Annotated in this window: 20 protein-coding genes; 1 reads left to right on the top strand and 19 read right to left on the bottom strand. The window is 58.0% G+C overall.

Annotated elements, in window-relative coordinates; all coding sequences use genetic code 11:
* The 15 genes from ACX3M4_RS20565 to ACX3M4_RS20495 all read right to left on the bottom strand — a co-directional run bounded on the left by ACX3M4_RS20565 (position 1) and on the right by ACX3M4_RS20495 (position 14,205).
* The gene (locus ACX3M4_RS20565; RefSeq protein ID WP_459354848.1) at positions 1 to 1,167 is read right to left on the bottom strand and encodes a TraB/TrbI/VirB10 family type IV secretion system protein; all 1,167 of its coding nucleotides are present in this window, start codon (positions 1,165 to 1,167) and stop codon (positions 1 to 3) included.
* On the bottom strand, positions 1,164 to 2,213 hold the full coding sequence (gene trbG, locus ACX3M4_RS20560) for a P-type conjugative transfer protein TrbG (protein ID WP_459354847.1): 1,050 nt from the start codon (positions 2,211 to 2,213) through the stop codon (positions 1,164 to 1,166). Before trbG ends, ACX3M4_RS20565 begins: the two co-directional genes overlap by 4 nt.
* Complete coding sequence (gene trbF, locus ACX3M4_RS20555) at positions 2,210 to 2,899, bottom strand: conjugal transfer protein TrbF (RefSeq protein WP_459354846.1); 690 nt, start codon at positions 2,897 to 2,899, stop codon at positions 2,210 to 2,212. Before trbF ends, trbG begins: the two co-directional genes overlap by 4 nt.
* Positions 2,896 to 4,248, bottom strand: coding sequence for a P-type conjugative transfer protein TrbL (trbL, locus tag ACX3M4_RS20550; protein WP_459354845.1), 1,353 nt, complete (start codon positions 4,246 to 4,248; stop codon positions 2,896 to 2,898). Before trbL ends, trbF begins: the two co-directional genes overlap by 4 nt.
* Before the next feature lie 3 nt (positions 4,249 to 4,251).
* The gene (gene trbK-alt, locus ACX3M4_RS20545) at positions 4,252 to 4,524 is read right to left on the bottom strand and encodes a putative entry exclusion protein TrbK-alt (protein WP_459354844.1); all 273 of its coding nucleotides are present in this window, start codon (positions 4,522 to 4,524) and stop codon (positions 4,252 to 4,254) included.
* 18 nt (positions 4,525 to 4,542) lie between these two features.
* Positions 4,543 to 5,298: a P-type conjugative transfer protein TrbJ gene (gene trbJ / locus ACX3M4_RS20540; RefSeq protein WP_459354843.1), complete on the bottom strand. Its 756-nt coding sequence runs from the start codon at positions 5,296 to 5,298 to the stop codon at positions 4,543 to 4,545.
* Entirely contained in the window at positions 5,295 to 7,727 is a 2,433-nt protein-coding gene (trbE, locus tag ACX3M4_RS20535; protein ID WP_459354842.1) for a conjugal transfer protein TrbE, read from the bottom strand. The genes trbJ and trbE overlap by 4 nt, the downstream gene beginning before the upstream one ends.
* Before the next feature lie 15 nt (positions 7,728 to 7,742).
* Positions 7,743 to 8,024 carry a VirB3 family type IV secretion system protein gene (locus ACX3M4_RS20530; RefSeq protein ID WP_459354841.1) on the bottom strand — a complete coding sequence of 94 codons (282 nt, stop codon included), beginning with the start codon at positions 8,022 to 8,024 and terminating at the stop codon, positions 7,743 to 7,745.
* Positions 8,024 to 8,356: a TrbC/VirB2 family type IV secretion system protein gene (locus tag ACX3M4_RS20525; protein ID WP_459354840.1), complete on the bottom strand. Its 333-nt coding sequence runs from the start codon at positions 8,354 to 8,356 to the stop codon at positions 8,024 to 8,026. The genes ACX3M4_RS20530 and ACX3M4_RS20525 overlap by 1 nt, the downstream gene beginning before the upstream one ends.
* The gene (gene trbB, locus ACX3M4_RS20520; protein WP_459354839.1) at positions 8,353 to 9,345 is read right to left on the bottom strand and encodes a P-type conjugative transfer ATPase TrbB; all 993 of its coding nucleotides are present in this window, start codon (positions 9,343 to 9,345) and stop codon (positions 8,353 to 8,355) included. The genes ACX3M4_RS20525 and trbB overlap by 4 nt, the downstream gene beginning before the upstream one ends.
* A gap of 731 nt (positions 9,346 to 10,076) precedes the next feature.
* The gene (locus ACX3M4_RS20515) at positions 10,077 to 11,045 is read right to left on the bottom strand and encodes a quinone oxidoreductase family protein (RefSeq protein WP_459354838.1); all 969 of its coding nucleotides are present in this window, start codon (positions 11,043 to 11,045) and stop codon (positions 10,077 to 10,079) included.
* A gap of 52 nt (positions 11,046 to 11,097) precedes the next feature.
* A complete protein-coding gene (locus ACX3M4_RS20510) occupies positions 11,098 to 11,664 on the bottom strand; it encodes a TetR/AcrR family transcriptional regulator (protein WP_459359474.1) in 567 nt (188 codons plus the stop codon).
* A 116-nt stretch (positions 11,665 to 11,780) separates the two neighbouring features.
* Positions 11,781 to 12,815 carry an alpha/beta fold hydrolase gene (locus ACX3M4_RS20505; RefSeq protein ID WP_459359473.1) on the bottom strand — a complete coding sequence of 345 codons (1,035 nt, stop codon included), beginning with the start codon at positions 12,813 to 12,815 and terminating at the stop codon, positions 11,781 to 11,783.
* Between the two features lie 153 nt (positions 12,816 to 12,968).
* A complete protein-coding gene (locus tag ACX3M4_RS20500; protein ID WP_459354837.1) occupies positions 12,969 to 13,724 on the bottom strand; it encodes an alpha/beta fold hydrolase in 756 nt (251 codons plus the stop codon).
* 64 nt (positions 13,725 to 13,788) lie between these two features.
* Positions 13,789 to 14,205, bottom strand: a complete 417-nt coding sequence (locus ACX3M4_RS20495) for an organic hydroperoxide resistance protein (protein WP_459354836.1) — start codon at positions 14,203 to 14,205, stop codon at positions 13,789 to 13,791.
* A gap of 274 nt (positions 14,206 to 14,479) precedes the next feature.
* Between ACX3M4_RS20495 and ACX3M4_RS20490 the strand changes: the two genes are divergently transcribed.
* Positions 14,480 to 14,947 (top strand): MarR family winged helix-turn-helix transcriptional regulator, encoded by a 468-nt coding sequence (locus tag ACX3M4_RS20490; RefSeq protein WP_459354835.1) that lies wholly within the window; start codon positions 14,480 to 14,482, stop codon positions 14,945 to 14,947.
* Positions 14,948 to 15,284: 337 nt separating this feature from the next.
* Here ACX3M4_RS20490 and ACX3M4_RS20485 read toward each other — a convergent pair whose 3' ends face one another.
* The 4 genes from ACX3M4_RS20485 to ACX3M4_RS20470 form a co-directional block, all read right to left on the bottom strand.
* Positions 15,285 to 15,713 carry a CopG family transcriptional regulator gene (locus ACX3M4_RS20485; RefSeq protein ID WP_459354834.1) on the bottom strand — a complete coding sequence of 143 codons (429 nt, stop codon included), beginning with the start codon at positions 15,711 to 15,713 and terminating at the stop codon, positions 15,285 to 15,287.
* 5 nt (positions 15,714 to 15,718) lie between these two features.
* Positions 15,719 to 17,704: a conjugal transfer protein TraG gene (locus ACX3M4_RS20480; protein WP_459354833.1), complete on the bottom strand. Its 1,986-nt coding sequence runs from the start codon at positions 17,702 to 17,704 to the stop codon at positions 15,719 to 15,721.
* Between the two features lie 161 nt (positions 17,705 to 17,865).
* The gene (locus ACX3M4_RS20475; protein ID WP_459354832.1) at positions 17,866 to 20,484 is read right to left on the bottom strand and encodes a hypothetical protein; all 2,619 of its coding nucleotides are present in this window, start codon (positions 20,482 to 20,484) and stop codon (positions 17,866 to 17,868) included.
* A complete protein-coding gene (locus ACX3M4_RS20470) occupies positions 20,481 to 21,590 on the bottom strand; it encodes a hypothetical protein (protein WP_459354831.1) in 1,110 nt (369 codons plus the stop codon). The genes ACX3M4_RS20475 and ACX3M4_RS20470 overlap by 4 nt, the downstream gene beginning before the upstream one ends.
* Between the last annotated feature and the right edge of the window lie 39 nt (positions 21,591 to 21,629).

Here is a 21,629-nt window from a genome sequence, read left to right as displayed (position 1 = left end):
TCAGCCTCCATAGGGTTCGAGCACGAGATCACGGGTGACGATTACCCGCACCGGGAACCCCGGCCGGATTGTCAGCGTTGGAGCGACCTGCAACTGGCGCTGAACGATCTGCTGCCCAGCATCGTCGATCGTGTCCTGAGCGCCTTCGCGGATCGCCTGAACCAGGCGATCGTCGTCACTTGCCGCGAGCTCCGCCCCAACGCTGAGCAGCGTCGACAGCCCGATCGCCTTGGCAAGATCCCACCAATGGTAATCGACACCGTCTTCCAGCCCGGCATGTCCAAGCGTGTCCGCTCCTGGCTGGCGTTCGAGCACGATGGAGCGGCCATTCGGAAAGATCAGCCGATTCCAGACGAGCAGCACACGGCGCTGGCCGAAGCCGACATCGTTGGAATATTCGCCGATAATACGGGTGCCCTGCGGGATGAGAAGCAGTCTCCCGGTCGGACTGTCATAGACATGCTGAGTGACCTGAGCAGTGATCTGCCCGGGCAGGTCGGAGCGGATCCCTGTAATGAGCGCGGCAGGAATGACGGACCCGGCCTGCAGCACATATGGCGATGCCGGCGCCATGACAGGATCGGGTGCCGTGGTCCGGCGGTCCACGGAGGCATTCAGGAACGCGGTATTGCTGTCTTGTGCCGCAACACCACCTGGAGCACTGCCGCCGATCGACGGCACTGCGCCGAGCCCTGCACCACCCGACGCGGCCTGTCCCGTCTGGAAAAAGACGCGGCTGGTGCGCGCCGCCTCTTCCTCGGCGAGGCGGCGCTGTTCCTGCTCATCGAGTTTGGGTGTCTGGATCGACGGCGGCACAACCGGCTGCCCGCGTTCCTGTGCCTTGAGGATCGGCCGGCCGAGATCTCCCGGCAAGGGCGGGCCGAGTACCGGGCCGGTGTAGTCGCTCGGCAGAGTGCTCAGGCCATCAGCGGTGTTGCGGTTTTCCGTCGAGAACAGTTCCTCGCCTCCTTCGCTCCGGTCCCGTGATTGAAGCGCATAGATTAAGGCACCGCCGATGCCCAGCAAGGCAATGAACCCGACCCCCGCCAGCACCTTGCGCGAAAGACGCGTGACCCGGGGCGGATCGGGTCGCAGCCGCATTGCCGCCCTAACGTCAGCATTGGTGTGTGGATCGCCACCTTCCCTTTTCTGTTCTTGATCGTTCATGCCCCCTCGCCTCTATTGCCGACCTTTGGTTGCTCTGAAGGATCACCAGCACCATGTTCCTTTGTCAGGTCATGGTGTTTTCCATTCGTTCGAACAATCCTGACTGTCTGTTGATGCTTGCCGCTGCCAAGGCGAAGTTCCGCGGCACCAAAAATCCGGTCGACGATCAGGATGTTCCTGTAGACGCGGCTGTTGACGATTTGCGGCTTTCCATCGGGTCCGAGAACGAAGATCGGCGGCATCTCCCCCTGGACGATTCCGCCCGGGAACTCGACATAGACCCGCCTGCCGTCGTCATAGACGGCGACCGGACGCCAGGGCGGAGTGTCGCCGGTCAGTCCATAGCGATAGTTCCGTGCAGAGACTGCCGGAATGCGCGGCGTTGCCGGGACGACGGGACGCTGTGAAGACGAAGGTCGGGGATAGTTCCAGGCGACCGCGGGCATATAGGAGCCCTCGCTTGCGCGCAGTTCGATCCTGTAGACCCGCCGGTCTGTGGTGACGACCAGATTGGTCTCGATGTCCGGGCGCGCCGGCTTGACGAGGATATGGACCTGGGGCTCTTCGCCGGAGCCGCTGGTCGTATCGCCGATGATCCAGCGGGCCGTGTCGCCTGCCGCGATCGGGCCGGCACCGGTCAGGGCTTCCCCCGGTTCCAGCGCAATGTCAGTGATCTTTCCGGGAGCGGTATAGACCTGATAGAGAGCGCCTTCCGACCAGGGATAGATCTGAATGGCATTGTAATAACCTTCCCGGCGCGGCTCGATGCGCGCAGCCGCATTGGCATTCTCGATCCTGCCAGCTGACGTTTTTGCCACCTTGCCTCCTTTGGCCGGGGGCCATGCCGGCGGCGTATGGAGGGGTTTTGGCCGCTCATCGCTCTCAGTCTTGGGTACCGCCGGCAGGGGCGGCACAGTCTGATCGTAGGTGATCTGCGGAGGCGTGTAGGTCGCGCAGCCCGCCAAAGCCGTTGCACAGAGAAGCAAAGCCGTGCTTGCGGAGATCCGGAAAGCCGGAAACGCGGATTTACGGAAAGCCGTCCTCATTGCCCCATCTCCCGCGACCAGTTGATGGCATTGATGTAGATGCCAAGCGGATTGGCCCGCAGCCTCTCCGCATCACGCGGTGGCTGGATCACGATGGTCAGAAACGCCGTCCAGCGTTCTGTCGCGGAAAGCTGCCCGTTCTCGTAATGCCGTTCGATCCAGGCAACGCGGAAACTGGCGGGCGAGGCCCGGATGACGCTGGAGACCTCGACCGCGATCTGCTGCTTGCCGACCCTGGCAAAGGGATCGTTTGAGCGTGCGTAATCGTTGAGGGCGAGCGCCCCGCGGTCGGTGGTGAACTCATAGGCCCGCAGCCAGTTCTGGCGGACAACAATGGCATCGGCCGGAATGCTGCGGACCTTCTCGATGAACCGCGCCAGATGAAACGCAATCTGCGGATCGGACGGTTCATAATCGGGGTTGGCGGCAGCAACCACCTGCGTCTCCCCGAGCTTGTCCACCTGCACCACCCAGGGCACGACGGTGCCGTTGACAGACTGCCAGATGAGTGCCGCGGCAAAACCACCGGAGAGGATGAGGCAACCGAAGGCCATCAGCCGCCAGTTCTTTGCCTGGACGCGAGCCGAGCCGATGCGCTCGTCCCAGACCTGGGCGGCCTTCTGGTAAGGTGTGATGGGCTCTGGGGACTTGCCGTAGTGAACGGTTGACCGTTTGAAGAGGCTCATGAGCGATCGCTTGTCTGGAGATTGATAGAAGCGCCGCCACCGTGGCTGTCACCCGAACGAACGGCATGGGCAGCAGCGGACACACCGTGGGAAAGTTGCTGGGACCGCTTCATGCGCCTTGCCCAGGCAGGCGGGCCATCGGCAGCGGGAGTTGGGGGCGTGGCCGAGGCATCAGGCGTGCCTCCGTCACCAATCGTGCCACCCGTCGCCTCGAAGGCTGTCCGGGCTCCGGATTGATGGCTCGCCTGGAAACTTTCCGCTGCCTTTGACTGCAGCCGTTTGAGCGGCGATGCCGCGGCCTGCGCCCCGGCACTTGCCACAGCGCCAAGGCCGGACGCGACACCAGAAACGCCTGACTGGCCGGCCGACCCGAGGCTGTAGGCGGTCGAGACTCCACCCGCCATCGCTGCACCGCCGCGAGCGGCAGCGGCGGTCCCGGACAAGGCGAGCGCGCCACCACGGGCCGCGAGCCCGGCGGCCCCAACTCCGGCGACGGCAGCGCCGCCAACCGCGAGGCCAGTGCCAACGGCGGATCCGGCACCCAGTTGCGGTCCGCCTGAAACGAGGCCGTTCGCGATGCCCGGGCCGAAGATCCCGAGGCCGAGCAGGGACAGGGCCGCCAAAACCACGGCCATCGCCTCGTCAATCGTGGGCGTGACACCGCCGAAGCCGGCGGTGAACTGCGCAAACAGCGTCGAGCCGATGCCGATGATGACGGCCAGCACCAGCACCTTGATGCCTGAAGATACGACGTTGCCGAGCACACGTTCGGCCAGGAAGGCCGTCTTGCCGAAGAGGCCGAACGGAATGAGCACGAAGCCTGCCAGGGTCGTCAGCTTGAACTCAATCAGCGTGACGAAGAGCTGAATGGAGAGAATGAAGAAGGCCAGGATCACCAGCGCCCAGGCAAAGAGCAGGCAGGCGATCTGAATGAAGTTCTCGAAGAAGGCGACCCAGCCCATCAGGTCGGAGATCGATTCCAGCAGCGGCCTTCCAGCAGCGAGGCCGACCTGCGCCACCTTGCCCGGGCGCAACAGATCTGTGGCGGAAAATCCGGTGCCGGAGGCCATCAGGCCGAGACCGGCAAAGCTCTCGAAAACGATCCGGGCGAGACTGTTCCAGTTGCCGATGAGATAAGCGAAGACGCCGACGAACAGCGTTTTCTTCACGAGACGGGTAACGATGTCGTCATCGGCACCCCAGGGCCAGAAGAGCGCGGCCAACGTCACATCGATGACGATGAGCGTTGTCGCGATAAAGGCCACCTCACCACCGAGCAGACCAAAGCCGCTGTCGATGTAGCTGCTGAAGACCCCAAGGAAATTATCGATGACACCCGTGCCGCCCATGGATCACCGCTCCTCGCCGCTTTGAGGAGCCCGGCCGAGAAAGCGGTCCCGGGTCTGCTGCCAGGTTGCCAGACAGTCTTTGTCGTCGAGCGCAGCCCTGCCCATCTGCTGACAGCGGCGTAGATCCGTGCGCATAGGATCGGAGGATGAGGGAGCGACCGGTGCAGACAGGACAGGCGCCGGCTCGTCCTTGCGGGACATCTCGATCAGGCTCGCGGTGATGGCGATCGCCGCAAAAACGATCGCAGCCAGCCGGGCCAGCATCTTGCCGTCCATGGGGATGTCCTCCCAAAATCAGTTGTTGAACATGCGTGCGTTGCCGGGCTGGTAGCCGGAGCCCGGCGTCAGGAAGCGCTGCCGCTGCACACGACCCTGTTCGGCGGCGGCCGTTCGTTCCGCTTCGCTCAAGGCAATCGCCCGGCCATTGGCGGCAACGACGGCAGTGAGATCTGAAAGCTGCTGGGCCTGGAGAGCCAGAAGCTGGTTACCGGCCTGGGCCGTCTGAAGCGCGCCGGTCGCCCCTTGGCTTTGTCCGATCAGCGCGGACATCTGCGCACGGTTGGTCTCGATATTACCAACGACGCCCGCCTGCACGCGCAGGGCGTCTTGAAGGCCGCCGACCGTGTTCTGCCAGCGGCTGCGCGCTCCAGAGATCAGTTGCTGCTCGGTCGCGCTCAGGTCGATGTTGCCATACTGCTGCTGGAACAGCTGATCGATCTGCTGGACGTCGAAGGCAATATTCTGAGCCTCCTGGAGAAGCTGCTGCGTCCTCTGCACCGACTGCTGGAGCTGCTGCAGCGCCGAATAAGGCAGACTGGCCAGATTGCGGGCCTGGTTGATCAGCATCTGGGCTTCGTTCTGAAGCTGGACGATCTGATTGTTGATCTGCTCCAGCGTCCGGGCCGCTGTCAGCACATTCTGGGCATAGTTCGACGGATCGAACACGACCCTCCAGGCATGGGCCGGCGGGGCAAAGGCAACGGAGCCCAATGTGGGAATGGTGAGGAGTGCGGCGGCTGCAACAAGCGCGCGGGATCGGCGGAACGTCATGACGAGGTCTCCAGGTTTGTAAGGTCGGGGATGAGATCTGCCGCCCAGGCAAGACCGCGGTGGCGCAGCCAGGCGTCGAGGAAACCTTCGCGGCCGTGGTCCGCGAGGATGCGGGAGATGGCTGACTGATCGGCCTTCGAGGAGGTTGCGCAGAGGGCCAGGGCTACTTCGGAAAGTCCCAGTTCGAAGAGCCGGTTGCCGCGACGGGACTGGCAGTAATAGTCGCGCTTGGGTGTCGCCCGCGCGAGGATCTCGATCTGGCGGTCGTTGAGACCGAAGCGGCGATAGATACCGGCAATCTGCGGCTCGATCGCCCGTTCGTTCGGCAGCAGCAGCCGCGTCGGGCAGCTCTCGATGATCGCTGGCGCGATGGCAGAGCCATCGATGTCGGACAGCGACTGTGTGGCGAAGACGACGGAGGCGTTCTTCTTGCGAAGCGTCTTCAGCCATTCCCGGAGCTGGCCCGCAAACCCCTGGTCGTTGAGTGCCAGCCAGCCTTCATCGATGATGATCAGGGTGGGCGATCCGTCGAGCCGGTCCTCGATCCGGTGGAACAGATAGGCGAGCACGGCGGGTGCCGCCCCCGTGCCGATCAGCCCCTCGGTCTCGAAGGCCTGAACGCTGGTTGACCCCAGCTGTTCGCTTTCCGCGTCGAGCAGGCGACTATGGGCACCGCCGATGCAATAGGGCCGCAGGGCCTGTTTGAGGTCGTTGGACTGGAGCAGGACGGAAAGCCCGGTGAGCGTACGTTCGTCTACCGGCGCTGAGGCGAGTGATGTCAGCGCCGTCCAGATGTGGTCCTTCACCTCCGGGTTGACGGTGACGCCTTCGCGCATGAGGATGGCGGTGATCCAGTCGGCGGACCAGGAGCGCTCGGCGGCGGCATCGATCCGGGCAAGGGGCTGCAGCGACACGCTGCCGCCTTCGGTGAGGCCGCCGCCGAGATCATGCCAGTCGCCGCCCATGGCGAGACATGCCGCGCGGATCGATCCCCCGAAATCGAAGGCAAACACCCGGGAGTTCCGGTATCGGCGGAATTGCAGCGCCATCAGCGCCAAAAGGACGGACTTGCCCGCCCCAGTCGGTCCAACAACCAGCGTATGGCCGACATCACCGACATGAAGGGAAAACCGGAACGGGGTCGAGCCTTCCGTCTTGCCGTAGAGCAAGGGAGGAGACGAAAGATGCTCGTCCCGCTCCGGCCCCGCCCACACCGCACTAGAGGGGATCATGTGGGCGAGATTGAGGGTTGAGATGGGTGGCTGGCGGACATTGGCGTAGACATGACCCGGCAGGCTGCCCAGCCAGGCGTCGACCGCATTCAGGGTCTCCGGCAGACACGTGAAATCGCGGCCCTGGATGACCTTTTCCACGAGCCGCAGCTTCTCCTCGGCGATCTTGCTGTCACTATCCCAGACAGTCACGGTTGCCGTGACATAGGCGATGGCTGCATGGTCCGCGCCAAGTTCCTGCAGCGCCAGATCGGCATCGGCCGCCTTGTTCGCGGCATCGGTGTCGACGAGCGCGGATTGCTCGTTGGTCATCACCTCCTTCAGGATCGCAGCAATGGACTTGCGTTTGGCGAACCACTGACGGCGGATCCGGGTCAGGAGTCTTGTCGCGTCCGTCTTGTCCAACGGAATCGCGCGGGTCGACCAGCGATAGGGAAAGGCCAGCCGGTTGAGGTCGTCGAGCAGACCGGGCGTCGTCGCCGTCGGAAATCCAGTGATGGTCAGGACCCGCAGATGCTTGTCCCCAAGCCGAGGCTCCAGGCCACCGGCGAGTGACTGATCCGCAAGCAGCGCATCCAGATAGACCGGTGTCTCCGGCACGAGGACCTTCTGCCGGTTGGTCGAGACCGTCGAATGCAGATAAGTCAGTGTCCCCTCATCATCGAGCCATTCGCATTCCGGCATGAAGGCGTCGATCAGCTGGAGAATCCGGTCGGTGCGATCGACGAAACCGGTCAGCACTTCCTGCGGATTGAGGCCATTGGTCTCCCGGCCTTCGAACAGCCAGCGTTCCGCACGTGCGGCTTCTTCGGCGGGCGGCAGATAGGTGAAGGTCAGAAAATAGCTTGACTCGAAATGCGCGCCGGCTTCTTCAAAACTCGCCTTGTGTTCAGCATCGACGAGTGCGGAGGCCGCATCCGGAAAGATGCTGTCGGGGTAGTGATTGGCGGCTTGGCGCTGAGCCTCTACAAAGATCGCCCATCCGGACCCGAGACGGCGGAAGGCATTGTTGAGACGGCCGGTGAAAGCGACGAGTTCGGCTGGAACGGCGCTGTCGAGATCCGGACCGCGGAACCGGGCCGTGCGCTGGAAGTTGCCGTCCTTGTTGAGCACCACGCCTTTTTCGACCAGCGCGGCCCAGGGCAGGTAATCGGCAAGGCGGCTATTGCGCGTTCGGTATTCTGCGAGGTTCATCATAAACCGGTTCCTCGTTCACACGATCAGATGCGCGGGAAAGCGCAGATGCCGGCGTCCAACTTCAGCGAAGAGCGGATCGTGCTTTGCGGCCCAGACGGCGGCGAGATGGCCAATGAGCCAGATGGCAAGTCCGACCAGCCAGAGGCGCAGGCCGAGACCGACGGCCCCTGCTAAAGTGCCGTTCAGTATCGCTATGGCACGGGGCGCGCCGCCAAGCAGGATTGGCTCGCTCAACGACCGGTGAACTGCCACGGTAAAACCCGGCACCACGTCAGACTGTTCGAAGGTCTCCACCATCAGACCAGCGCCCCGCCGCCAAAGGAGAAGAACGACAGGAAGAAGGAGCTGGCAGCGAAGGCGATGGACAGACCAAAAACGATCTGGATCAGACGCCGGAAGCCGCCGGATGTATCGCCGAAGGCCAGCGACAGGCCGGTCACGATGATGATGATCACCGCGACGATCTTGGCGACTGGACCTTCGATGGATTCCAGGATCGACTGAAGCGGCGCCTCCCAGGGCATGGAAGACCCGGCAGCGTGTGCGGCGGAAATTGACAACACGCTGACATGGGCAACAGCTACGGCCGTCGCGATGGGATGGCACAAACGAAGGATGGTTCGGATCATGATTGGTCTCCTGAGTGGGAGGAAGTTGCGGGAACGGCCGGGAAAATGCGGTAGTCGCCGTCGGGACCGAGGCTCTCCACTCGGGCGAGTTCGACAAGCCGCCGCTGAGAACCGCGGCCGGCGAGCACGGCGATCAGGTCGATCGTTTCCGCGATCAGGGCGCGTGGGACGGTAACGACGGCTTCCTGGATGAGCTGTTCGAGCCGGCGCAGGGCTCCAATGGCAGATCCAGCGTGGATCGTGCCGATGCCACCTGGATGACCCGTTCCCCAAGCCTTCAGAAGATCGAGCGCCTCGGGCCCACGCACCTCGCCGATCGGGATGCGGTCGGGGCGAAGGCGTAAGGAAGAGCGAACGAGATCGGACAGCGAGGCGACGCCGTCCCGGGTGCGCATGGCGACGAGGTTGGGTGCGGCACACTGAAGCTCGCGCGTGTCTTCTATGAGGATCACACGATCTGAGGTCTTGGCGACTTCGGCCAGTAGGGCGTTGGTCAGCGTGGTCTTGCCGGTACTCGTGCCGCCGGCGACGAGAATGTTTGCGCGTGTCACGACGCCCGAGCGGAGTGTCTCGGCTTGTGCCGGCGTCATGATCCCGGCGGCAACGTAATCCTCAAGGGTAAAGACAGCAACGGCGGGCTTGCGGATGGCGAAGGTCGGAGCGGCAACAATCGGCGGCAGAAGGCCCTCGAAGCGTTCACCCGTCTCGGGAAGCTCGGCCGAAACGCGCGGCGCACCGCTATGGACTTCCATGCCGACATGGTGCGCGACGAGGCGTACGATGCGTTCGCCGTCGGCCGGTGACAACCGCTCTCCGTTATCGGACAGGCCTTCGGAGAGACGGTCGACCCAGATGCGCCCATCCGGGTTCAGCATCACCTCGATGACAGCAGGATCTTCCAGAAGACGGGCAATCGCCGGCCCGAGTGCCGTGCGGAGCATCCGCGCGCTACGTGCGTGACCTTCCGGGTCTTGGTGTGATGGTGCCATGGGATCCCCGTTGCTGCCGGGGGCGATAGAAACGCTCCCGGACGGGGATGATTAAAAGGACCTGATATTGGAGGGGTTCAATAGCTATTTGGCAGCGGAGTAGTGTGGCGAAGAAAGACAGGGAAAGGGCGGTTAGACCAATACAAATAGCGTGGTCCGACTGCTCGGGTGAACAACTGGCAGGAACCGAAAGGGGATTGGAAGAAGAAGTATTAACTGAGCCGGGCGCTGCCTTGAAGGGAATAGGCGCCCGGAACAGGGTCCTCACGGCCCTGTCAAGAGCATGTCTGCTTAACGTGGCGCTCGCTACCGCAGATTTGCACTTTCCCAGTCGTGGACCTATTCCGGTTCGGTAAAATCGACCCGAGGCGAGAATTCGTTGAGGGTCATTTTTGCCGATCCGGCAACCGTGCAAATTATCAACTACGCCCAATGAGTAAGACCGAGAGATTGATGGCTTAATATATCTGCGAAAAGCGCAAGTAAGTATATTACAATGGGCAACCTAAAGGCCCAATTTTAGCTACAAATTGCTGCGATGCAGTACGTATTTATCGCGACCAGCCGTGACGCTATGGCTCACGCAAGTCAGCTTAACTGAGGCTACACTTGTTCGGCGAGTGGCTATGGTTCCAAATCTCCTTCCAAAAACGTCCTGCCTTCGACGTGACACAGAGTATTGGCCGCGCGAATACCGCACGGCCAATCGAAATCCAATACCTAGGCTGTGTTCATGGGACCAGGAGGAGCTTGCCTGTTGTCTTGCGGCCAGCCATGTCGGTGTGAGCAATTGCAGTTTCAGCCAGTCGATACTCACCTCCGGGGTGAATCTTGATCTTGCCTTCTGACAACCATGCAAAGAGCTGTGCAGAGCTTTTCCGGAATAAATCGGGCGTGTGTATATGATCGAAGAACACCGCGTAGCCGATCTTGATGCTTCTTGGCAGGCTCATGATGTCGAGTGGTCCCGGACCGCCAAGAACCGGGCCATACCAACAAAACGTGCCTGACCGGCGCAGTATATCAAGCGATCCCTGGAAGGTTGCCGGTCCGGAACCGTCGTAGACAACATGCACTCCCTCACCACGGGTCAGCCGCAAGGTCTCATCGACAAACTGCCCGTCGCGATCCACGATTACATGATCTGCGCCGTGCTCCTTGGCAAGGTCCGCCTTTTCCTGCGACGACACTCGTCCGATGACCGTGCCGCCCCGTAGCTTGATGATCTGTGTCAGCAACAGTCCGAGGCCGCCCGCTGCGGCGTGGACAAAGGCAACATCACCCGGCTGAACCGGATAGAAATCTGTCGCGAAATGGCTGGCGGTAATTCCCTGCATCATGACCGAAGCCGCCACGCGATCTTCAATGGAATCCGGAACAAGAACCAGGGCTGCAGTCGGGATGACAACCTTCTCTGCATAGCTGCCAGGTGCATAAACCCACGCAACTCTCTGACCGGGGTGGAAATCCTCAACGCCTGCTCCGACTTCCAATATACGGCCAGCCCCCTCGACACCGAGGATCTTAGGGTCTGGAACATCTGTCCAGGCCATCCCCTGCCGCACACCGATATCCATGAAGTTAACGCCTGCGAAGGCAACCTCTATCAAGGCCTGGCCCGGCCCGGCTACGGGGTCCGGGCGTTCGGCGAACTCGAGTTGGTCCGCTCCGCCTATGCCATTCATCACAACGGCTTTCATTTTTCATTCCTTTCTTGAACGATCGTTCCATAATTGGACAAAAAAACAGGACCTATTTCAATGCTCTCAAAGCCGTGTCCGCCAAGTTGTCCAAACTGCTTCTATCTGCGCCGGCACGGCCGGCAACCCGTATTCCTGCGATCGTTGCGATCAAAAACTCGGAAGCATTCGCCGGGTCGAGATCCGGGACGATATCGCCTTCCCGCTGACCGTCCCGAATGCGGGCTGCGATTGCGTCCTTAAGGCTCTTTGCCAAAACTGAGTTTATTTCGTTCAAGTCCGGTCGCGACGTTCCGTACTCATAAATTGAACCTACACCAAGGCAAGGGGAATTGGCCGTTTCAACGACGCGACGAAGCATTGCTTTGATGCCTTCAAGTGCGCGGGCTCCGCTTCGAAGAGCGTTGAAATGGGCGGAGCATTCGCCCATCCCATACCGGCGCACGGCTGCGCAATAGAGCTGCCATTTGTCCCCGAAGGCAGCATAAAGGCTCTGGCGCCCGATCCCCATCGCATCGACCAGCATCTGGGCCGAACTGCCCTCGAACCCGTGTTCTCGAAAGACGGCAATCGCGCCGTCAAGCGCTGCATCCGTATCAAACTCTCTAATTCTCGCCATGCACAGGACTATAGCTATACTGGAACGATCGTTCAATAAAGAATTGCACTCCGTAGAATGTCTTCTCTTTGAAACGGATCGTCCCAGTGTCCGGCACTCCTATTACCTGGCTTGGCCTAGAAAGCGGCTACATCGAGGATCGCCTGTGCGAAGGCTTCAGGCGCCTCCTGAGGCAAGTTGTGGCCGATCCCCCCGGTAATGGTGCGATGCTCGTACCTCCCGGCAAACTTCCCTGCGTATGCTGCCGGATCGGGATGCGGAGCACCGTTTGCATCACCTTCCATCGTGATTGTGGGAATGGTGATTACGGGTCCTGTGGCGAGCCTGGCTTCAAAGGTGTCGTACTGAGGTTCTCCTTCAGCAAGCCCCAACCGCCAGCGATAGTTATGAATGGTAATCGCCACGTGATCCGGATTATCGAGCGCAATGGCCGAGCGGTCGAAAGTCGCGTCATCGAATTTCCATGTCGGTGACGCCGTCTGCCAGATCAGCTTCGCGAACTGGCGAGTATGCTCTTCGTAGCCGAGACGGCCTCGCTCCGTCGCGAAGTAAAACTGGTACCACCACAAATGTTCCGCCGCCGGAGGCAGCGGCTTGCCGTTGCCTTTCTGGCTGCCTATCAGATAACCGCTGACCGACACCATCGCCTGGCAGCGTTCCGGCCAGAGGGCCGCCATGATGTTGACCGTGCGAGCGCCCCAATCAAAACCCGCAACGATCGCCTTCTCGATGCCGAGGGCGTCCATCAGTGCGATCATGTCTGCGGCAAACACGGACTGCTGCGCATTGCGCGGTGCATCCGTGGACTGAAAGCGGGTCGTTCCATACCCGCGAAGATGGGGCACAATGACCCGGTATCCTCGCGATGCGAGAATGGGCGCGACGTCGGCGAAACTATGAATATCATAAGGCCAGCCGTGAACCAGAAGGACAGCAGGTCCGTCTTCGGGTCCTGCCTCCGCATACCCGATGTCGAGAACCCCGGCCTTGATCTGCTTGAGGTTCTGGAAAGCAACGGAACCGCCGGAGACGGTTGCCCCCGCGCTTGATGCCGCCCTTGCAAGGGATGCCGCACCGAACTCGGCGGCTGCAAGTGTCAAAGCTGACATACCGAGGAACCGACGACGGCTGAAATCCAACTCGTTGGACATGATTTTCTCCATAAGGGATTTTCGTGGTGACGCTTTGCCCGCACTCAAGTTGTGCGATCCCGGGAACCTGATTGAGGCCAAATTGTTCCTTGAGCCGGGTCCGGGGCGGCAATTCGTCTGCCGCCCCTCTTGCATTCATGTCATGCGCGACGATCAATGCACGCTTGCGGCCGCAGCAAGAATGGTTTCAGCCACTTCCTTCGGCTTGCTCAGCATCACAACGTGGCTGGCCGCGACTTTCGTCACGGTCGCATTGATCCGTTTTGCCATCGTCTCCTGAAGCGAAGAAGGGATCATGTGATCGTCTTCGGCGATCACGGTCCAGGAAGGCTTGTCCCGCCACGCCGCGTGCGAGACTTTGGCACTCACGCAAGACTGTGACCACGGCCCCTGTGTGATCGCGACCAGATCGGCTTCATCGGAAGAAAGATCCTGCGCAAACTGCTTCTGAACGCCTTCCGCAGTCAGGGTAAGGTAACCACCTTCATCCTTCTGCAGATATGGCGCATACGGGGGTGGCGGCGCGTCCGCCGTCATGCTTGCGATCGACTCTCCGTTGTCCGGAGCAAAGGCCGCCACGTAGACCAGCGACTCCACTTTCGGGTCGTTGCCGGCTTCGGTGATAACCACGCCGCCCCAGCTGTGTCCGACAAGGACAACCGGGCCTTCAATTTGATCGATCACCCGCTTCGTCGCGTCGACATCGGCCTCAAGCGACGACAATGGATTTTGCACGGCCACGACGTTCAGTCCTGTGTCACGCAGGAGCGGGATCACCTTCGACCAACTCGAGCCATCCGCGAAGGCCCCGTGCACAAGCACGACGGTAGGCTCTGCTGCCTGAGAAGAGACTGTGTGAGTGGTAATTGCCGCTGCGGCGACAAGCAGTCCTGCTAGAAGGCGTTTCATCTGATTTTCCTTGGGCAAAGCAATCAGCCGTGGCCGGAGAAAAACCGGCTTCGGCGAACAAATGTCAGGCCAGATTGAGGCTGACGTTGATGTTGCCCCGCGTGGCCTTGGAATAGGGGCAGATCTGATGGGCCATTTCGATCAGGGAACGTGCCGTTTCCTGGTCAAGTCCGGGCAGACTGACGAACAGGCGCGCCTGAAGACCGAACTCGTCGCCGGCCGTTCCCAGATCGACTTCGGCGTCGATTGCAACACCGGCGGGCATCTTGATCTTCAGCTTCTGGGCCGCCCGTCCCATCGCACCTTCAAAACAGGCGGACCAGCCGGCCGCAAAGAGCTGTTCCGGATTGGTACCGGCTCCGGCGCTGCCGGGTCTGGAAAGCTTGATGTCAAGCCGGCCGTCGTCACTGCGGGACGTTCCATCCCGTCCGCCGGTCGTATGGGTTTTTGCCGTGTAGAGAATATTTTCGACGGTGAACATGTCTCTTCCTTTCGTGTTTCAGGTTTGAAGACGCAGAGTCAGCCGAATGCCGCCTGAAGCAGCGCGGCTGCCGCATTCCAGGGAGCCTGGGCCAAGGGTGTTTCCCATGCACAAGGCGCTATCAGCGTTGCTGCGACTGCGGACAGAATGACGATCAAGCGCATCTGCAGTTCCTATTAAATTATGACGATAATCATTTGCGAAATAATTACATGCTTGTCAATAAGAAACTTTGCGTGATAATCATTCTGACAAAAAGTTGATGGAGGAACCCGTGGCTGATCAGACCAATTCGCCCGCCGACGCAGTCAAATTGGCGGATTTCATGTGCTTCACGATTTATTCGACGAACCTCGCCTATTCCCGTGCCTACAAGCAGGTTCTGGAAAAACTGGGACTGACCTATCCGCAATACATCGCATTGATCGCCCTGTGGGAGGACGGCAAGTTGACGGTGAAAGGCCTGGCGGAAAAGCTCTATCTGGAACCAAGCACCATCACGCCGATGATCAAGCGGCTGGAGGCAATGGGGTACGTGAGCCGCACCAGAGATCTGGAAGATGAGAGAGTTGTTTGGGTCTCATTGACAGAAGCAGGCAGGAGCCTGCGGGAGAAAGGTTTTGGCTTCGGCAAGCAGACCGTGGCAGCCTCAGGCCTCGCACCGGACGAATTTGCCGTGCTTCAAAAGGCAGTGGCAAGACTTCGGAACAATCTCATTATGTCCGTCGAGGATGACGTCTGACATAAGCGTCGGCATCAATGAAGGCACGCTAAAGTCTGCAGCAGTGAAACACGGTTGACACAGGCTTCCAATTGCCGCCGCTGGTGATGAACTTGAGCGTCCAATTGATACCAGTTTTGAAGATATTCTACCAAAGTGCCAACTTGCTACGGTACGGTGAATACGCTTAAGCAGGTTTGCATTCCCGTCCTCAGCGCCAATTTGCGCCGCGGAAAAGGCTGCCTTCACGCTCAGGTCGCGAACCGCCTAATGAACGAAACAAGGGCGCTCTACGGATGTTCTGAAATCAAATCCTCCCTCTTTCGGGCCCAGAAAGGGCTACCACTATCGGAAAACCCTAATCTGGCTCGCCTGGAGCATCCTCCGAGATCTCCTGCCTCAGCTTCGGCCCCTTGACCAATCGTCTCCCCAGCGCAGTGACGAAAGCATCGTATCGCTCTCCCGCCTTCGCGCGCGCAGCTTGCGCTGCCGGCTCCGGTAGCGCCGGTGTTGTCGCAAGCCAGAAGCGGACAAAGATGGCGAGTGTCTCGACAGCAATCCCGAGATCCCGCTCAAGCCTGGTCATCCGCCGATCGATCTGATCAAGACGTTTGGTGATAGCCGCCTCACGCCGCTCATCTGCGTCCGGCGACAGAAAGGAGGCAATGGCAGCCTCGACGACCAATGACCGCGAGAGGTCCTGGCGCGCGGCATAGTCGGACAGCATCTTCATGACGTCGTGGTCGAGATAGGCAGAGATCTGAGCCTTTTTCTTTCGAGCCGCCATCGCCGTCACAGCTCCATGCCATCGCCAGGATCAAGCGAGACTTGTCGCGCCACACCTTGCATGACCCTGGTCATCCGGCTGTTTCGCACTGTGTCGTCTTCAGTTTCGTCCACTACGTCGATCTCGAATTCGTTTTCGCTTGGTAATTTCGCTTCGACAGGCTCAACCCTGCTGAGTTCCGGTTGGTGCCGGCGTTCGGATCCGGTTGGATCCTCGTCGACCTCGACAAACTCCGACGTTTGTCGGCTGACGTCAGAACCACATGGAAGCGGCAGGTCGCTCCAATCATCAGCCTGTCGTTGGACGAGTGCAGCTGGCTCAGGTGGTGGCAGGATGCGTTCACTGAGCCGCTTGTCCTCATAGTAGCGCGCCTTTTTCGCCCGGATCGGCGGCGTCCCTGCGACCATGACGATCTCGTCGGTCGGTGGGAGCTGCATGATCTCGCCGGGGGTCAACAACTGACGTGCTGTCTCGGACCGGGAGACCATCAGATGACCGAGCCAGGGGCTCAGCCTGTGGCCGGCATAGTTTTTCATTGCCTTCATTTCTGTCGCAGTGCCCAAAGCATCGGAAACACGTTTGGCGGTCCGCTCGTCATTCGTGGCGAAGCTGACGCGGACATGGCAATTGTCGAGGATCGAATTGTTGGGCCCGTAGGCCTTCTCGATCTGGTTCAGAGATTGCGCGATCAGGAAGCTCTTGAGGCCATAGCCGGCCATGAAGGCGAGCGCCGACTCGAAGAAATCCAGGCGGCCCAGAGCCGGAAATTCGTCGAGCATCAGAAGCAGCCGGTGCCGGCCCGAGTTTGCTCGAAGGTCTTCCGTAAGGCGGCGGCCAATCTGATTGAGGATCAGGCGGATCAGCGGCTTGGTGCGATTGATGTCAGAGGGCGGCACCACAAGGTAGAGCGTTGTGGGCAGAGCGCCATTCACCATATCATTGATCCGCCAGTCGCAACGGCGTGTCACTTGGGCAACCACAGGATCCCGGTAAAGCCCCAGGAACGACATGGCCGTCGACAACACACCTGAACGTTCGTTCTCGGATTTGTTCAGAAGCTCGCGCGCCGCACTCGCGATTACAGGGTGCGGTCCGGCTTCCCCCAGATGGGCGGTCTTCATCATCGCGGACAAGGTCGACTCGATCGGACGTTTCGGATCGGAAAGGAAAGCCGCGACACCCGCCAGTGTCTTGTCCTTCTCGGCATAGAGGACATGCAGGATCGCGCCGACGAGAAGCGCATGGGACGTCTTCTCCCAGTGGTTCCGCTTTTCGAGCGACCCTTCCGGATCCACCAGGATGTCCGCGATGTTCTGGACGTCGCGTACTTCCCATTCACCGCGGCGCACTTCAAGCAACGGATTGTAGGCAGCCGATTTCGGGTTGGTGGGATCGAACAGCAGAACCCGGCCGTGCCTGGCGCGGAAGCCGGCGGTAAGCTGCCAGTTTTCTCCTTTGATATCGTGAACGATGGCCGAGCCCGGCCAGGTCAGCAGCGAGGGGACGACCAGACCGACACCCTTACCGGAGCGGGTGGGGGCGAAGCAGAGCACGTGCTCCGATCCATCATGACGGAGATAGACCTGTTCATAGCAGCCGAGAATGACGCCGTCAGGATTGAAAAGGTTCGCCGCCCTCACCTCTTTCTTGTCGGCCCATCGAGCAGACCCGTAGGTTTCGACGCGTTTTGCTTCGCGCGCCCGCCAGACCGACATGCCTATGGCAACGGCAATGGATAGAAATCCGCCGGAAGCAGCGATGACAGCGCCGTGAAGAAAGACGTTCGGCGCATACGCATCATAGAAGTACCACCACCAGAAAAAGGCCGGCGGGTAGTAGACCGACCAACCAGACAGTTCGAACCATGGGGCTCCGAGCTGCACCTGAAAATTCAGACTCCAGGCGACGTACTGTGTGGAACTCCAAATCGATGTCGTATTGATTAGGGTGACGACAACAATTTGACCCCATAGAATTTTCGTTCCAGACACCTGTCGATCTCCCATGCGCAGGACAAATCGGATGATCGGCACGTGGATTTCAAGTAAAATTTAACGCCTCACGTATGATAGAGCGCTTTAGCGAAAAAATAAAAAATATAGAGCACTATAAAGTTTCAAATACACAATGAAATTATTTCTCCCAGTCCCCTTCAGATCACACGGAAATTGCTTTCCTCCTTTTTAAAAGCACTAAGAATCCGAAATGCAAATCTCCTTTCCAAATCCGTTGCTATCGCACCATTATTTTCCATGTCCTTTTCGACCTTCTTCTGGAGCATATCTATGCTATTTGCTGAAGAAGTCTTTGCAATTGCGAAATCTAAAAGTTCCAAAAAAACCGGCCAACAACAAAAAGACTCATATCCTATTTCGTTCATGTCTCCCTTTGCTGTGATGGAGATAGATAATATAAATTCCCGGGACACTTCGTCGATCGTAATATTAAGCAATTTACTTAGGAGTACAGTTTCGACAAGAGCCATCTGTGCCATCAGTCTAGTTCGCCTGGTTACAATCGTCTTAAGGTTCATCCCTAGTTCATTCGCGATAAGACCACCTATTCGTATGTTTGCATCGAGAGCTCTATTCCAACATTCGATTACTCGTGTTTCCAATACAGGCTCACCGCTTTCCAAATCAGCCATGATCAGCGCCGTATCAATGAGTGCTAGTTCGGTGGCGCTCCGAGCTTGGCCTAGAAAATCGTCGAGTGAACTAAAAGCGTCTGCCGCCTTCTTTTGATATTCTGTGGCTCTCTTCAAACCAAACTTGACTGGTCGAGAATCGAAAAGTTTATCACGCGCGTATTCGGTCGCCGCTATCCGGCGGGCCGTTCCCGCAAGCCAGGTTGCTTCGGCTGCAAGCAATTTTGAACTTTGACTCCTCTGAATTCCAACCTCTTTGCCGAGTACACACTCCATCGCATGAGTTTCTGCTTGGCGGGCAAAATTCACCGCGTTATCCCAAAGTCCAACTCGTAGAGCGATAGTCGCAATTGCAAGATTGAGTTCAGCCGAGTTCAAATGATCATGATCAATGAAACTCATAAGCTGAGATTCTGCGCGAACCAAATCACCCGCAGTTAGCAGATCAACTATGTTGAAAAGAGCTTGTTCATCTTCCTCCCCGAGATACAGCGATGGGCGGGCACCACGCACGACCTTTATTAGGCGCCCAGATGGGCTATGTGGATTTGCCATCATTAATCTCACCGCCATCTTGAGATGCATCCGAGATAATTTGTCGATTAAATCAAATTGTTTTCCCTCGTAAGAAACACTCAAAGTGGTCGCCACGTTTGTCTCTGTTTTAAGAGAAGCGAGTCCTTCCGCCAGACGACCGAGGTGTCGTTTATAGTGTTCGACTAATAGCTCCGCATTCAGCCCTATCGCGTTTTCGACCATGCCGCTCCATAGATCACCTATGTTACGAAGGCTCTTATCGAATGTTTCCAAATTCATACCTTGGAAAACTTTGTTCATTCTTTCCTGACGCAATGCAATAAGGATGTCCTTTTGCCTCGCGATAATTTCTTCATCTTGTTTCGCGGAGTTAATTCTTTCGCCAAGTCGGTTTAAATTGCGAAGATGTATGTCAAGTTGCTGTAAAAACATTACCCAACCCTCGTTACCACTTGCCAGCCTCCATTGAAACAAACCGTCAAGTGCGGTGCGTAATCGGAAAGACGCATCATGGCTTTTGACAAAGTTAGGCATATCTTGAAAGTTGAGGATCGGTATGAATTGAATGAGCGGTCGTACAAAACTATGATCAATTGTGTGTTTTTTTTCGGCTAAGCGAAAAACGCTCGCTGACAGAATGGACGTCGAGGCGGTGATCAGTACGAACCTATTCGCAATTCCTCGACTGCGGCAATCTTCGTTAATTTCTTCCAATCTGGCCAACGCCCGCGCATCCGCGCTCACGTTCCATGATAGATCCTTAGTTTTTTCCGAGTTCCGCTTCGTTTCAAACCTTAGCTCGGCTTCATGAAAATCCTGGAGAAGTTTCTCCCATTCGCCTATACGCTTGCTGTCCGGGCTGCGATTAACAAGCGCACGGTTTAAACCCGGTGCAAGCCGAAGTGGTCGAGCTACATCATCCTCCATCAGATGAAGTAAATTTACTGCACGATCGACTTCAGCGAGCGCGTAATCCGAAATTAGTTCAGGTAGTTTGTTGTCTAGAATATCTCGAAGTTGAGTGACCATCGCCTCCTTGCTCGACGACTCTCCCATCCCAAGTTTTGTAAGGCGTCGCGCAAGCCGCCTCACGCGCTTCGACAAGTTTTGTCGTTCATCGTCGGTCAGCGTATGTGCGGTTTCGACTATTTCGTTCCGAATCTCAGATACACGTTTTTGAAACTCGCCTGCATGTTCGTCGGTGATGTAGATTGGAAATCTGTTTTGACCTGGTAGATGCCCAGAAAATAGATACTCTGCCGTTATTACGGCAGTTGATACATTTCTCCTGTTCGATAACTTATGTTGTTCAGTTGTCGCGTGATCGTTTATCAATTTGGCCACTTGTGGCAAAGCAATTGCCTTTAGATATTCATTCCTGGCAAATGTATTGATGTAAAAATAGAATATATTTGAATCCGCAACGTAAGTGATCTGTTCTTTACCCTCATGACTCCGCGCAGTGTCGAGAACATTCATTTCCTGGATTAGGCGCAGTCGGATGACCTCACCCAAATAGTCGAGCTGATGCTGAGAAATCTGTTGCTGGGTATCTGTTCCTTGGGAATGAATCTGTGAACCGGTCATGCTGCGCTCCTGTCAGCAAGTGAGTCACGAAACTCCTCTGGGAGAGTAAATGGCTGCGCCTTTGTGTCTCCTGCGAGCATGCCGCGTGGTTGCAACGTATCCGCCAGCCGGCGAGTTTCCTCTTTCAATTGCGGGTCGAGACCGTCCATTTCTGCTGCACCCTTAATCTTATTGGCAGTCGCCGTATCCGGCTTTAATCCGAGAGACAACAGACTATCGATAAGGTACTTGGCAACATCTTCATAAGCTTTTACGCGCGTTGCATTGCGTAGCGTCGTGAAGGCGCTCTGCGCTACATTGTCTAGAAAGATACGATTGTCCGCAGCCCGAGAAATCTGCTTGCGCTCTTCGGTAGCGCCTGAATCTTCCACGCTGCAAATTAGGGCTGTGTCGAATTCAAAAACGTGATTGTTACCGGCACCCGGAAGTGCACTGCAAATGAATTGGACCAAATTTCGCAGTGGTTTGACTTTCCTCACAGAGACTGAGGTGTCCTCGCCATTCTTGCCGCAATAGTTCAAAATCATGTTTGCGGTTTTAGCATCTCGCCCCCGCAATTCATTATCGATCTGCTCAGCGCTCTTCCGGACTGCATCAAGAGCGCTCAGTAGAACAGAGTCAATGTGCTGCCCACCCCCAATAACGGCATCGAAAGTTTTCTGCGTGCGTTCAATCAAATTCTGCGCAGTTAGGACAAGGCCAAAACGCTTGTCCGGTTCGACGCCATGAACAGAGTCCAACAGACTTCGCACATGACCAAGGATTGGAAACTCTTCGATTCGAGGCATTCGCCTCTGCGATTCTACTGCTTCCACTGAAGTTAGCTGTTTGAGGATCTTTACGTACTTAGGGTTGACCGACCAAAGGCTGGACTTTCGACCGATCTCCGCTTCTTCCCGCCCAACTTCTACAAAAATATCCGGAAAGCGATCATTCAGGCCGCTCTTGATTTTGCGTAAATTTCCTAGTGATCGACCTGTCAGATCTGCCAAATCCAAATAGCTAAACTCTTCTTCAGACAAAGCCGCGCGGACGACAAGTTTTTGCACCTGCGTCAACGGCAAATCATTTGGAGTCGATTTGATGTCGCTTGGCCCCGGCTCCACACCATGCTCCTTCGGCTATCGTCGCGGATTTATCGCACG

The organism is Roseibium sp. M-1, from assembly GCF_054515675.1.
This window is presented reverse-complemented; position numbering and strand designations above follow the sequence as displayed.